Annotated in this window: 15 protein-coding genes; 10 read left to right on the plus strand and 5 right to left on the minus strand. The window is 65.5% G+C overall.

Annotated elements, in window-relative coordinates; translation table 11 throughout:
* Positions 1-117: 117 nt before the first annotated feature.
* Genes GRI97_RS04860 through GRI97_RS04870 form a run of 3 tightly spaced genes read right to left on the minus strand, consistent with a single transcriptional unit; the run spans position 118 to position 2,116 of the window.
* Positions 118-1,353: an RNA polymerase sigma factor gene (locus tag GRI97_RS04860; RefSeq protein WP_161389967.1), complete on the minus strand. Its 1,236-nt coding sequence runs from the start codon at positions 1,351-1,353 to the stop codon at positions 118-120.
* Entirely contained in the window at positions 1,353-1,715 is a 363-nt protein-coding gene (locus GRI97_RS04865; RefSeq protein WP_161389968.1) for a YciI family protein, read from the minus strand. Before GRI97_RS04865 ends, GRI97_RS04860 begins: the two co-directional genes overlap by 1 nt.
* 8 nt (positions 1,716-1,723) lie before the next feature.
* Positions 1,724-2,116, minus strand: a complete 393-nt coding sequence (locus tag GRI97_RS04870; RefSeq protein WP_161389969.1) for an MAPEG family protein — start codon at positions 2,114-2,116, stop codon at positions 1,724-1,726.
* Positions 2,117-2,463: 347 nt separating this feature from the next.
* Between GRI97_RS04870 and GRI97_RS04875 the strand changes: the two genes are divergently transcribed.
* Positions 2,464-2,859 carry an MAPEG family protein gene (locus GRI97_RS04875; protein ID WP_161389970.1) on the plus strand — a complete coding sequence of 132 codons (396 nt, stop codon included), beginning with the start codon at positions 2,464-2,466 and terminating at the stop codon, positions 2,857-2,859.
* Between the two features lie 9 nt (positions 2,860-2,868).
* Here the strand turns inward: GRI97_RS04875 and GRI97_RS04880 are convergent, their stop codons facing one another.
* Entirely contained in the window at positions 2,869-3,483 is a 615-nt protein-coding gene (locus tag GRI97_RS04880; RefSeq protein WP_161389971.1) for a DedA family protein, read from the minus strand.
* A gap of 179 nt (positions 3,484-3,662) precedes the next feature.
* Here GRI97_RS04880 and GRI97_RS04885 point away from each other — a divergent pair, with 179 nt between their 5' ends.
* The 4 genes from GRI97_RS04885 to GRI97_RS04900 are packed head-to-tail and all read left to right on the plus strand — an operon-like array spanning position 3,663 to position 6,843.
* Complete coding sequence (locus GRI97_RS04885; RefSeq protein WP_161389972.1) at positions 3,663-4,091, plus strand: DUF2231 domain-containing protein; 429 nt, start codon at positions 3,663-3,665, stop codon at positions 4,089-4,091.
* On the plus strand, positions 4,088-5,470 hold the full coding sequence (locus GRI97_RS04890; protein ID WP_161389973.1) for a PQQ-dependent sugar dehydrogenase: 1,383 nt from the start codon (positions 4,088-4,090) through the stop codon (positions 5,468-5,470). The genes GRI97_RS04885 and GRI97_RS04890 overlap by 4 nt, the downstream gene beginning before the upstream one ends.
* An 18-nt stretch (positions 5,471-5,488) precedes the next feature.
* On the plus strand, positions 5,489-6,220 hold the full coding sequence (locus GRI97_RS04895) for a cytochrome c oxidase assembly protein (protein ID WP_328598496.1): 732 nt from the start codon (positions 5,489-5,491) through the stop codon (positions 6,218-6,220).
* Positions 6,217-6,843, plus strand: coding sequence for a cytochrome b (locus GRI97_RS04900; protein ID WP_161389974.1), 627 nt, complete (start codon positions 6,217-6,219; stop codon positions 6,841-6,843). Before GRI97_RS04895 ends, GRI97_RS04900 begins: the two co-directional genes overlap by 4 nt.
* Here the strand turns inward: GRI97_RS04900 and GRI97_RS04905 are convergent.
* The gene (locus GRI97_RS04905; RefSeq protein WP_161389975.1) at positions 6,770-7,480 is read right to left on the minus strand and encodes a c-type cytochrome; all 711 of its coding nucleotides are present in this window, start codon (positions 7,478-7,480) and stop codon (positions 6,770-6,772) included. The genes GRI97_RS04900 and GRI97_RS04905 overlap by 74 nt on opposite strands.
* Before the next feature lie 148 nt (positions 7,481-7,628).
* Here GRI97_RS04905 and GRI97_RS04910 point away from each other — a divergent pair, with 148 nt between their 5' ends.
* From GRI97_RS04910 to GRI97_RS18865, 5 genes are all read left to right on the plus strand, one after another.
* Positions 7,629-7,970 carry a c-type cytochrome gene (locus tag GRI97_RS04910; protein ID WP_161389976.1) on the plus strand — a complete coding sequence of 114 codons (342 nt, stop codon included), beginning with the start codon at positions 7,629-7,631 and terminating at the stop codon, positions 7,968-7,970.
* Positions 7,963-8,946 (plus strand): cytochrome c oxidase subunit II, encoded by a 984-nt coding sequence (locus GRI97_RS04915; protein WP_328598497.1) that lies wholly within the window; start codon positions 7,963-7,965, stop codon positions 8,944-8,946. The genes GRI97_RS04910 and GRI97_RS04915 overlap by 8 nt, the downstream gene beginning before the upstream one ends.
* Positions 8,943-11,486 (plus strand): cbb3-type cytochrome c oxidase subunit I, encoded by a 2,544-nt coding sequence (locus tag GRI97_RS04920; RefSeq protein ID WP_161389977.1) that lies wholly within the window; start codon positions 8,943-8,945, stop codon positions 11,484-11,486. The genes GRI97_RS04915 and GRI97_RS04920 overlap by 4 nt, the downstream gene beginning before the upstream one ends.
* A gap of 1 nt (position 11,487) precedes the next feature.
* Entirely contained in the window at positions 11,488-11,766 is a 279-nt protein-coding gene (locus GRI97_RS04925; protein ID WP_161389978.1) for a hypothetical protein, read from the plus strand.
* A 120-nt stretch (positions 11,767-11,886) separates the two neighbouring features.
* Complete coding sequence (locus GRI97_RS18865; RefSeq protein ID WP_161389979.1) at positions 11,887-12,795, plus strand: helix-turn-helix domain-containing protein; 909 nt, start codon at positions 11,887-11,889, stop codon at positions 12,793-12,795.
* Positions 12,796-12,886 lie beyond the last annotated feature (91 nt).

Raw genomic sequence — 12,886 nt, forward strand, 5'->3', positions numbered from 1 at the left:
TCCTTTTGTTTGCCGCAATTTCCGAGTCAGCATGTGATTCCACCTGCTTAGAAATTGCTCAAGGCGGCGCGCCGGGCGGAACCCCTGCGTTTGTCTGCTGTATCGCTGCGCTGCGGTTCAGTCCGGGTTAGGCGGCAATCGGGCCATCTGCCGGCGCAGGAAAATCCGGTCTGCTTCCCGGTCTGATGCGGCGATGGCGGCCAGCCAGGCTGCGCGGGCTTCGGCCGGTTTGCCAGCGCGCGCACATATGGCCGCCGCAGCCGCGTGGAACGGCTGGAACCCGTCCAGCTCCGCCTCAATTGCGGCGATGATGGACAGTGCGGAGCGCAGCTGGCCGGTCTCGGCCAGGGCGACCGCATGGTTCAGGCGGACCACCGGGGTTGGTTCCTGCAACAGCAGCGCGGTGTAGAGTTGCACGATTTGCGGCCAATCCGGTTGCGGCCGCTCCATCTGACAGGCGCTGATCGCGGCCTTGATCTGGAACGGGCCGGCCCGCCTTCGCAACAGCGCGGTGTGCAGCAGCAGGCGCCCTTCTTGCAGTTGGGCATCATCCCACAATGCCCGGTCCTGTTCGGCGGGAGGAACCGTTCCCCCATCCGGGCCTGTCCGGGCCAGGCGCCGGGCATCGGTCAGCAGCATCAGCGCCAGGGCCCCTTCCACCTCGGCCTGGTCGGGGCAGAGACTCAGCAGCATGCGGGTCAGATAGATGGCTTCCCGGCACAGATCGCGGGTTTCGGCAGGGTCGGATGTGTAGCCGGCGGTGAAGATCAGATAGAGCGTGGTGAGGACCGTCTGCAGGCGATCGCTCCAATCATCCGGGCCGGGCACCGTGAAGGGAATGCGGGCGGCCCTGATCTTGTTTTTGGCGCGGCTCAGTCGCTGGCCCATGGTGGCAGCGGTATCGAGAAAGGCGCGGGCAATTTCATCGGTATGCAGGCCGCAGACCGTGCGCAGGGTCAGGGCGATACGGGATTTTTCCTCCAGCGCCGGGTGGCAACAGGTGAAGATCAGGCGCAGCCGATCATCGGGAATATCCGCCGCTTCTTCCTGCTGGTCCAGCGATGCGAGTTCGGCCAGCGCGGCTTCGCGGCTGGCGCTTCGGCTCTCTGTACGGAGCCGATCCAGCGCCTTGCGCCCGGCAACCTTGATCAGCCATGCCCGCGGATGGGCGGGCAGGCCCGCGCGCTGCCAATGGATCAGCGCGGAGGCCGCGGCATCCTGCAGCGCATCTTCCGCCAGCTGAAAATCGCCCAGCCGGGCGATCAGCGCCGCCATCAGCCGCCCCCGATCCTGTCGCATCACCCGCGCCAGGGCGCGGGTGATGGCAAGCGCCGGCGGGGCGGCTGCGACCATCAGCCGTTGGCCGGGTTGTAGCTCATCAGCGGGCGGACCTCGATCGTGCCGAATGCGGCGACGGGCAGCATGGCGGCATAACGCAGCGCTTCGTCCAGATCGGGCACGTCGAGAATGTAATAGCCGCCCAGATGTTCACGGGTTTCCGCAAAGGGACCGTCCATCGTTTCGACCCGGTCATCCCGGCGGCGGAGCGAGGTTGCGGTTTCGATGCCCTGCAGCGCCTCCCCCGCGCGGAGCACGCCGTCTGCATTCGCGCGGTCGTTGAAATCGGAGAATCCCTGCATCATCGCCTGGAATTCCGGCGTGCCATAGACGGGTTCAGCATCCGGGGCGGTGTAGATCAGAAGCATGTATTGCATGATTGTTCTCACAGACCGAAAGAGGTGAAGACGAGGCAGACCATGGCATTGAGCGCCGCCAACAGGCTGCCGGTGTTGCCCATGATGCGCAGCGGATGCGCGGCATTGCCGGCGGTCAGGCCGAACGGATGCAGGATCCGGCCCGCCAGCAGCAGCGCGCCCGATACATGCAGCCAGATGGCATCGGCGCCATTGCCCTCTGCCAGGATCATCAGGATCAGGACGATGGCGGTCCATTCCACGAAATTGCCGTGCTGGCGTATCTTTTCATGCAGGGCGGCATTGCCCGCATCCCCGATGGATATTTTCAGGCTGGACCGGGTGATCGTGACCCGGAACCACAGGATCAGAAACAGAATGGCGAGTGGCAGCGCGTACAGCGCGGTAACCTCAAACAGCATGGCAATGTCCTCCCTTGGCGTTGCGACACCCCCAAGACGCCGCAGGCCGGGCCGATTTCGACATCGGCAGCCGAGCTAGCCATTTTTTCGTGACTGTTTGGAGGCGCACCGGGCCTGCAGGACAGAGGGCAGGACGGAACCGGGCGGCCGATCGCCGGTTCTGTTACAACTGCAAAAGAGGAGGCATGTATGCGATCTGGACTGCTCTGGCTGATCGGTGTGCCGATCCCCCTCATCCTGCTGCTCGCCTATTGCACCGGCCATTTCTGAGGCTGCTGCGCGGTTGAGCGCTTGATCTGTTTCCCCCGGCTGCAATAGCGGGGCTGTTGCAACCGGGGAAAACAGGCATGAGCGTTGAGCTGACCATATTGGCCATCGGCTGCGTGTTCGCCGTGGTGCAGATTTTCGTCGCCGCCGAATTCGAGGCGGGGCAGCGCGGGTTCAAATGGGCGGTTTCCTCTCGTGAAGGAGATGCGCCGGAATGGTCGCCGCTGGTCGGGCGACTGAAGCGCGCGCAGGCCAATTATCTCGAGACATTTCCGGTGTTCGTGGCGGCTGTGCTGATTGTTGAGGTCGCCGGGCGCACCTCTGGCCTGACCGAGGCGGGGGCGATCGTGTGGCTGGCGGCGCGGGTGGCGTTCTGGATCGTCTATGCGATCGGCATTCCGGTGCTGCGGTCGCTGCTGTTTGCGGTCAGCATTGGCGGGATCGGCATGGTGTTGTGGCCGGCGCTGTTTGGATAATAGCCCCGATCAATCCCTGGTGTCGGTGCTCTCCGGCTTGAAACGCACCACGCGCCACAGATACCAGGCCAGCAGCAGGCCGACGACCACATTGGACACCGGATTGAGGAAGGCGGCGACGCGGTCATATTGCCCTTCCAGCCAATAGCCGGCCAGCATCAGCAGGCTGGTCCAGGCGCCGGTGCCGAGCGCGGAGAGGGCGAGGAAGGCGGGCAGCGGCATGGCGGCAATGCCGGCGGGGAAGGAAATGGCCGAGCGGATCGCCGGGATCAGCCGGCCGAGCAGCACCGCCATATGGCCGTGGCGGGCAAACCAGCCCTCTGCCTGTTCGAGATCGGCCGGGGTCATGGTCAGCCAGCGGCCGTGCCGTTCGGCGAAGCGCTGCACGCCTGCCTGGCCCAGCCGGCGTCCGACCGCGTACCAGAACAGCGCCCCGCCGACCGAACCGGCGGTGCCGGCCGCAATGGCCAGCGGCAGCGACAGCGCGCCTTGTGCGGATTTGAAGCCGGCCAGCGGCATGATCAGTTCGGACGGGATCGGCGGAAAGATGTTTTCCAGCAGGGCGAGCAGGGCGATGCCCCAATAGCCGGTTTTCTCGACCATTTCGGCCACCCAATCGAACATGCAGATTCACCTTTGATGCCGCACCGCAGCGAGGCGGGCAGGGCGGCAACGAGCGGGCGGAGCGGCCGGTTCCGCGCAGCTTGCTGGAGATCGTCGGGCCAGGCGCGGGAAAAAAATCCGCCTTCGGGGGTTAGGGTTGCATCGCCGCCATCAAAACATCCAAACGGGGAGATACGGGCATGGCCCCGGCCAGCATCCATTTCGCCAGCCCGCTGCACCGGCTGCTATTGGCCTTTCCCATCGCGCTTTATGCCGGGGGACTGGCGAGCGACATCACCTATCTGAACAGCGAAGTGGTGCAGTGGAGCCATTTTGCCGCCTGGATGATCGCCGGGGCGCAGGCCTTTGGCGCGCTGGTGCTGGTGTTTGCGCTGTTCGGCGCGATCCGGCGACGCAAGCACGCCTGGCGCGGGCGTTCGATGGTCTATCTGCTGCTGGTGGTGGTGATGTGGACCGCCGGGCTGATCAATTCCTTCCAGCACAGCCGCGATGGCTGGAGCTCGGTCGGGAACACGGGCCTGGTGCTGTCGATCGTCTGCACGCTGGCGGCGCTGGTGGCCGGCTGGATCGCTTATTCCAATCCTGTCCTTCGGGAGGATGCACGATGAACCCCCGTTTCATACTGAGCCCGGCGGCGCTGCTGCTGGCGCTGGCCGGTTGCGGATCGGGCGATCTGCCCGCGCAAGATGGGGCCAATCCCGATCTGCCGAAGATCAACCAGACCCTGTTGCCGCCGATGCGCATTGCCGCGCCGGCCGGCTGGGGCGATCAGCTGCCCACGGTGCCCGATGGCTTTACCATCACCGCGCTGGCGACCGATCTGAAGATTCCGCGCCAGATGCTGGTGCTGCCCAATGGCGATGTGCTGGTGGCGGAAGGGACCGGCGGCGGCGCGCCGAAGATCCGGCCCAAGGATGTGATTGCCGGGGTGATCAAGGCGCGCGGCAAATCCGGGGTGGAGGGCGGCGATCAGGTGACCCTGTTGCGCGATGCCGATGGCGATGGCCGGGCGGAGGTGCGCAGCGTGCTGATCTCCGGCCTGGACGCGCCCTATGGCCTCGCCTTTGCGGGGGGCAATATCTATGTCGCCAACCAGGGCGCGCTGCTCGAATTTCCCTATCAGCCGGGGCAGACCCGGATCACGGCACCGGGGCGCGAGGTGGCGGCCCTGCCGGCGGAGCTCAACCATCACTGGACCAAGGCGCTGGCCGCCAGCCCCGATGGGGCGCGGCTCTATGTCGGGATCGGATCGAACAGCAATGTGATGGAGCGCGGGCCGGAGGCGGAAGCGGGCCGGGCGATGATCTGGGAAATCGACCGGCTGACCGGGGCGCATCGCCCCTTCGCCACCGGGCTGCGCAACCCGACGGCGCTGGCGTTCAACCCGGACAGCGGCGCGCTGTGGACGGCGGTGAATGAGCGGGACGAGCTGGGCGACAATCTGGTGCCCGATTACATCACATCGGTGCGCGATGGCGGGTTCTATGGCTGGCCCTATAGCTATTGGGGCAAGCATGTGGACCCGCGCGTGCGGCCGCAGCGGCCCGATCTGGTGGCCAGGGCGATCACGCCCGATTACGCGGTGGGATCGCATGTGGCCGCGCTGGGGCTGGCGTTCGGCGGGTTCGGGGCGGATTTTCCGCCCGGGGCGTTCGTCGGGCAGCATGGCAGCTGGAACCGGCGGCAACTGGCCGGCTACAAGGTGGTCTGGATCCCCTTCGCCAATGGCCGCCCGGCCGGCAAGCCGCGCGATTTCGTCAGCGGGTTTCTGGACAGCAATGGCAAGGCGCGCGGGCGGCCCGTCGGGGTGACGATCGACCCGGTGAGCAATGCCCTGCTGGTGGCGGATGATCTGTCCAACACGGTCTGGCGGGTGGCACCGAACCGGCCGGTTGCGGCGCCGGCCGTGCCTGTAGCGGCGCCTTCTCCACTGCCTGCGCCTGCGCCTGCGCCTGCGCCTGCGCCAACGCCTGCGACTGGCACATAGGATGGGGTGGATAGGGGCGTGACACGCTGGATTACCTATTGCGGGGCGGCACCGCTGCCGGCCGACTGGCTGTCACGCTGGAATTTCGACCCGGTGCTGCTGCTCGCCATGGCGGGCGCGGCGATCGCCTGGCGGCTGTGGCCGCAGCGGGGCGATGCGCGGGCGGCGGGCGGGCTGCTGGCATCCGGCCTGATCCTCTATGTCAGCCCGCTCTGCGCGCTGGGGGCGGCGTTGTTCCTGGTACGCATCCTGCATGATCTGGCGCTCTCGGCGCTGATCGCACCGCTGGCGGTGGCGGCGTTTGGCATGCGGCGGATGCATCTGCCGGGGACTTTGCTGCAGTGGACGGTCGTGCATATCCTGGTGTTCTTCGCCTGGCATGCGCCGCAGCTCTACGCCGCGGCGATGCAGTCCGATGCGTTGTTCTGGGCGATGCAGATCACCATCGCCGGCAGTGCGGCGCTGTGGTGGGCCAAGCTGCTGGATGAAAAGGCGGCGGGGGCGGCTCTGTCGCTGTTGGCGATGATGGTGGCGATGGGGATGCTGGGTGCGTTGCTGACCTTTGCCGAACATGCATTCTATGCGCCGCACTGGCTGACCACTGGCGACTGGGGTTTCAGCCCGCTGGAAGATCAGCAACTGGCCGGCATCGTGATGTGGGCGCCGGCATCGGCGGCCTATCTGCTGGCTGCGATGGTGATCCTCTATCGCGGTGTGTTGCGCGGCGGAGCGCAGGAGCCGGCCGAATGAAGCTGCTCGATCTGATCGGCGACTGGGCGCGCAGCCATACTGAACGCGGCAAATATTCGCCGGTCGGAATCTGGTTCCATTGGGTGATGGCGGTGATCGTGCTGTATCAGCTCTATTCGGGTTGGATGATGCAGCGGATCCCCGTCGGCGGCGACAAGATCGAGGCCTATGCAAGGCATAGCGAGATCGGGCTGACGCTGCTGGTGTTGGCGGTGCTGCGGTTGCTGTGGCGGCTGGCCGTTCCCGGGCCGACCAATGACTCCGATTCCCCCAAATGGCAGCGGCAGGCCGCGTTCGGCACGCATGTGCTGTTCTATTCGCTGTTCGCCTTGCTGCCGCTGAGCGGCTGGTGCCTGTGGTCGGCGATCCAGCCGGCCGAACCGCTGGCGATCGCCGGCATCATCCCTGTACCGCCGATGCCGTTCTATGCCCTTTCACCGGAATGGCAGTATGAGGTGATGGGCTGGGCGCATCAGCTGCATTTCTGGGGCGTGGTCGGGCTGGCGCTGCTAGTGCCGGCGCATGTCGGCGCGGCGTTGAAGCATCACTTCATCGATCGGGACGATGTGGTGGAGGGCATTCTGCCGGAGATCCAGGATCACCCGGCGACCCGCGCAAACTAGCGCTGTAGACCGCGACCGCCTCGATTTCGTCTTCACGCAGCAGGCGCGCGGCGGCGAGCATCGCCCCCTGTGGATCGCCATAGCGCTTGCCTTCGCGCCATTGGGTCAGCTGATGGGCGATATAGCGCGCCGGCTGGCCCGCAATGGCAGGATTGCCGCGCCCGATGCCTTCGCCCGCGTCGCCATGGCAGGACGCGCAGGATGCCATGCCACGCGCGGGATCGCCCTGATGATAGATTGCCGCCGCCCTGGCGTCGCAGGTGGTGCTGGCAGGCGCAGGCGGGGCCTGGAACGCCATGTCCGCGTAATAGCCGGCGACCAGTTCCTGCTCGGCCGGAGTCAGCCGTTTGGCGATCCAGTGCATCTGCGCATGGTTGCGCAGCCCATCGGCGAAGAAATTCATCTGCCGCGTCAGATAGCCGCGCTCGATCCCGGCGAGGCGCGGGGTAAGATCTCCATCGCCTTCGCCCTGCATGCCGTGGCAGATGTGGCAGGCGGCCTGCGGTCCGCCGTCGCCGCCCGACAGCGCCAGCAATTCGCCGGTGCGGGAATAGGGGCGGTCCACCGGCGCCGGGCTGCATCCGATCAGCGCCAGAACGCAGGCGCCAGTGAGCAAGAGCTTTGGGGAAAGTTCCATCAAGACGGGAACATTTGGCGCCGCCGGATGGTTCCAATTTGTAACGGCAGCGGGGCAGGATGGTTTGCGCATAGCGAAAAACAGGGATGTGCGGCGCTTCAGGCAGCGCGCCGGAAAGGTTTTTTGCCTGGCTGCTGCCCTGATCTCGATGGGCGTACTGACTGCCTGCAAACCGCCCGCGCAGACCCGGCAGCATGACGATGCTGCTGCACAGAAGCGCGGTTTGAAACTGATGGAGACCAAGGGATGCGGCGCCTGCCACGAAATACCCGGGCTGAACTGGCCCCGGGGGCAGCTGGGGCCATCCCTGATGCGATTTAACGATACCGGGCTGATCGCCGGTTACCTGCCCAACACCCCGGTCAACCTGGCCGCTTTCATCCGCAATGCCCCGGCGACAAAGCCGGGTTCGACCATGCCGGCCATGCCGGTGACGGTGAGCGAAGCCGTGGACATGGCAGCCTATCTGCAAGGAGGTGGGCGTGACTGAGGGATTGGCAGGCGCGCTGTGGGGCTGGCCGCCGCCGGTGCTCGATCCGGCCGGGCCCTATGCCGACAGCGTGACCGTGCTGGCCTGGGCGCTGTTTGCCATGGGCGTTGTGGTCACCGGTATTGTGGTGGCTGCGCTCTGGGTCGCCCTGCGCGGGCCGGAACGCTGGCGCCGCGTGCTGGGCGGCGAAAAGGCGGTGTGGATCGGCGGTGTGGCCTTTCCCGGCGTGGTGCTGACCGTGCTGCTGATCTGGGGCCTGACGCTGACCGCCAGCCTGACCAAGCCGATCACCGGCGATGAGATGCGCATCCGCGTCACGGGTGAGATGTGGTGGTTCCGGGTCGAATATCTCGACGCGGCGGGCAATGTGGTGATGCGCGACGCGAATGAGGTGCGCATTCCGGTAGGCGTGCCGGTGGTGTTCGAACTGCGATCGGCCGATGTGCTGCACAGTTTCTGGATCCCGCATCTGTCAGGCAAGCTCGACATGGTGCCGGGGCGGACCAATCTGCTGCGGGCCGAGGCGACGCGGACCGGGCAGTTCGGCGGGGTCTGCGCCGAATATTGCGGCGGGCCGCATGCGCTGATGGGTTTTGTCGCCATCGCCAAGGAGCCGGAGGAATGGCAGCGCTGGTTCGATGCGCGAGTGGCCGCCGACAGCGTGCAGCCATTGGCAGCCGTTTCGACGACCAATCCGCAACTGGCGCAGGGGCGCGAATTGTTCATGGAAAACGGCTGTGCCGCCTGCCACCGGGTTGCGGGCACGCAGGCCAATGGTCTGGCCGGGCCGGATCTGACCTTCATGGGCGATCGGGCCACGGTGGGGGCGGGCATATTGCCCAATCATCGCGGCACGCTGACCGGCTGGATCGGGGATAGCCAGGGGATCAAGCCCGGCAATCGCATGCCCAGTTACGACCGGCTGTCCGCGCAACAGCTCGATGCCATTGCCGCCTGGCTCGGGCAGCTGAAATGACGTCGGAAACCGGGTTCGATCACAAGCTTTACGGACTGTTTCCGCAACCCAGGAAGCAGCCGGACGAGGGGTTGAAGGAACTGGAACGGGTGTGGGAAACCCCCCGTGGCTGGAAGATTATCACCGCCGTCAACAACAACTACATCGGCTTCTGGTATGTGGTGACCAGCTTCCTGTTCTTCCTGCTGGCGGGAATTCTGGCGCTGGGCATGCGGGTGCAGCTGGCGGCGCCGATGCAGGACTTCATGTCGCCCGACACCTTCAACCAGTTCTTCACCATGCATGGCACGATCATGATGTTCCTGTTCGCCGTGCCGGCGGTGGAGGCGATCGGGGTGATGCTGCTGCCGCAAATGCTGTCAGCGCGTGATCTGCCCTTCCCGCGCCTGTCGGCCTATGCGTTCTGGGCCTATCTGATTGGCGGGCTCAGTTTCTTCGCATCATTGTTCATCGGCGCGGCACCCGATGGCGGCTGGTTCATGTATCCACCGCTGACCAGCACCGCCTTCAGCCCGGGGATCGCGGTCGATTTCTGGTTGCTTGGCATCGGCTTCATCGAAATCAGCGCGATTGCCGGGGCGATCGAGATCATCGTCGGCGTGTTGCGCACGCGGGCGCCGAACATGACGCTCGATCGCATGCCGATGTTCGCCTGGGCCATGCTGGTGTTCGGCGTGATGATCATCATCGCCTTCCCCGCGGTGATCCTGTGCACGCTGCTGCTGGAAGCAGAACGGATGTTCAATTGGCCGCTGTTCGACCCCACGCGCGGCGGCGATCCGCTGTTGTGGCAGCATCTGTTCTGGTTCTTCGGCCATCCGGAGGTCTACATTATCTTCCTGCCAGCCGCCGGGCTGATGTCGATGATGGTGGCGACGATCGCCCGCACCGAACTGGTCGGCTATCGGTTGAATGTGCTGGCGCTGGTGGCGACCGGCTTCATCAGTTTCGGCGTCTGGGCGCATCACATGTTCACCGTGGGCATGCCGCGCGTGTCGACCGGATATTTTTCCGCCGCGAGCATGGCTGTCAGCCTGCCGGCGGGAATCCAGGTGTTCTGCTGGATCGCGACGCTGGCGAGCGGCAAGATCCGCTGGAGCACACCGGCGCTGTTCGTGGTCGGATCGATCGTGATCTTCGTCATGGGCGGGCTGACCGGGGTGATGCTGGGCATGGTGCCGTTCGACTGGCAGGCGCATGACACCTATTTCGTGGTCGCCCATCTGCATTACGTGCTGATTGGCGGCATGGTGCTGCCGATGTTTGCCGCATTCTATTACTGGACGCCGATGGTCAGCCGCACGCCGCTGTCCGAACGGATCGGGCGATGGGTGTTCTGGCTGATGTTCAGCGGGCTGCATATCACATTTCTGCCCATGCATCTGTCCGGGCTGATGGGGATGCCGCGCCGCGTCTATACCTATCTGCCGGGGCGCGGGCTGGATCTGCTCAATCTGGTTTCCACCATCGGGGCCTTCATCTTCGCGCTGGGCGTGCTGGTGTTCCTCTACGATTGTGCGCGCAATTTCCGCTTCACCGCCAAGGGGCCCGATGCGGGCAATATCTTTGGCGGCGGTACGCTCGAATGGTTGCCGGCGGGGCTCTATTCCACCCGATCGATCCCCGTGGTCCATTCGCGGGAACCGCTGTGGGATAATCCGGAACTGTCGCGCGAAGTGGAAGAGGGGCGGCACATGCTGCCCGATACCGCGACCGGCACGCGCGAAACGCTGATCACATCGCCGGTGAAGGCGGAACCGCAATATATCCAGCTGATGCCCGGCCCGTCGATCTGGCCGCTGGTCGCCGCCATCTTTACCGCCAGCTTCTTCATGTCGTTGACGGTGCAGGCCTATCCCTTCGCGGCGTTTTCCGCCGTGGTGACGCTGGCGGCCATTCTGCGCTGGCTGTGGGATACCGATGCGCCGCTGGCCGTGGAACAGGCGGAAGTGGGCGGGGGCATCGTGCTGCCCGTGACCGTGACCGGGGCGAGCAGCCACAGCTGGTGGGCGCTCAATATTCTGATGATCGTGATTGGCATGATCGGGGCGCTGGCGGTCTTCGCCTTTTTCTTCCTTTATGGCAGCAGCCCGGAGGTGTGGATTGCCGCGCCCGCGCTGGGGCAGACGGCGATGATCGCGGGCATGTATCTGGGCGTGCTGGCCCTGCTCTGGGCCGGCCGGCGGGTGCTGCGCGCGCGGGCAGGGCGCGTGGCCGGGGATTTGCCCTGGGTGCTGGTGATGGCCGGGGCGCTGCTCGCCACCTGGGCGCTCTATTGCGATATTACCGGCTGGCTCGATGCCGGGCTGGACCCGACGGCCACATCCATGGGGGCGATCGTCTTCATGTTCATGGCGCTGCAGGGGCAGGTGGTGATCGTGTCGCTGATCATGGTGGTTTACCTGGCCTTTCGGGAGGCGCGCGGGCTGGTCACCACGCCGCACAATGTCACCATGGATATCGTCGCGCGGTTCACCGGCTTCGTCGCCGTGCAGGGGCTGGTGTTCACCATCGTGCCCCGGTTGTTCCCGGGGGCCTGACATGGGGGATGATCTGAGCCTGCGGATCAACCGCCGGACCATCGCGGCGGCCTTCATACTGTGGACCGCCCATTTCATGATCGCCTATGGCGCCGAACAGATCGCACCGGGCAGCATGGCAGCCCGCTGGATCGCGCCGATCGCCGCGCTGGCGAGCTTCGCCATTCTGGCGCTGTGCTGGCGCCGGCTGGGCTCGAATGGTAGCAATGTGGTGCGGCTGGGCCTGGCGATTTCGGGCGTAGCGATCGCGTTTCAGACGATGCCGGCCATCGTGGGCTGACGGATTGCCCGCGATTAACAGCGCGTAACGCGGGCTGTTACGGCAAATAACTTGCCCTGCGCCAACAGTGTGGCCACCGCCGATCATCGTGCTGCCCTGTCATCAACACAATCGCCATCTGTGGAGGCTGCCCTGAGCGCTGCATCGCTGAGCCGCTGTGTCGAATCCTGCGGCGATACGCTGTCTTTCGAAGCGGGGAGCGGGCGTGGCGGGGCATTCTGGCGGTCGAGCCAGGAGATCGCCCAGCCGCTCAGCTATCGGATCGCCAATCCGGCCGGGCTGCATATCGGGTGCGGCATCGCCTCGATCGAAACCCATTCGCGCGGGCTGGGCGGGTTTTCCTTTTCCGGATCGGGCATCACCGCAATGCTGTGCCCGGAAGGGGCGCAGGATTTTCATACGCAGCTGCGCGGCCAGTCGGCACGCGCATGCGGCATATTCCTGAGCCTTGCCGATATGGCCGGGACGGGCAATGCTGCGGTGCAGGAAATTGCCTTCACACTGGAACTCGATGCGCCACTGCAGGCATCGAGCGAACTTCCGCGTGGCCTGATCGCCCGGCTTTGCGCCCCTGTCGAACCCTGGTTCCAGGGCGCAGCGCGTGATCTGGCGTTCGAGGCACGGGCGCTGGAGATGACAGCGCTGGCATTGTCCTGGCTGACCCGCGCCCATGCGATGGAACCTGCACCGCAGATCCACCAGCGCTATGCCCTGGCCGCGCGGGATGTGCTGGACCATCGGCTGGCAGATCCGCCGACGCTGGCTGAACTGGCGCGCGAGGTCGGGATCAATCCGCGATCCCTGACCGAGGTGTTCCGCCGCTGTTTCGGCACGTCTGTCGCCGCTTATGTCACCGAAAGGCGGCTGGACCTGGCCCTGACCCTGCTGGAACAGGGCATGACGCCGGGTGCGGCGGCGCATCAGATTGGCTTTACCGCCTCGCATCTGTCCAATGCCTTCCATCGCCGGTTCGGTTTCCGCCCCAGCGACCTGCGCCGGGGAAGGAAATTCCCGCCATCGCAAGGATAATGCCCGGCAGCGCAAGTGCCGTGCATTGAGTGCCGCGCCCATATCCCCCAGTGCCTCACCCCTGTTAGGAATGATTCGCAATACGCAGGAG

The sequence above is a fragment of the Croceibacterium xixiisoli genome (assembly GCF_009827305.1).
Lineage (GTDB): Bacteria > Pseudomonadota > Alphaproteobacteria > Sphingomonadales > Sphingomonadaceae > Croceibacterium_C > Croceibacterium_C xixiisoli.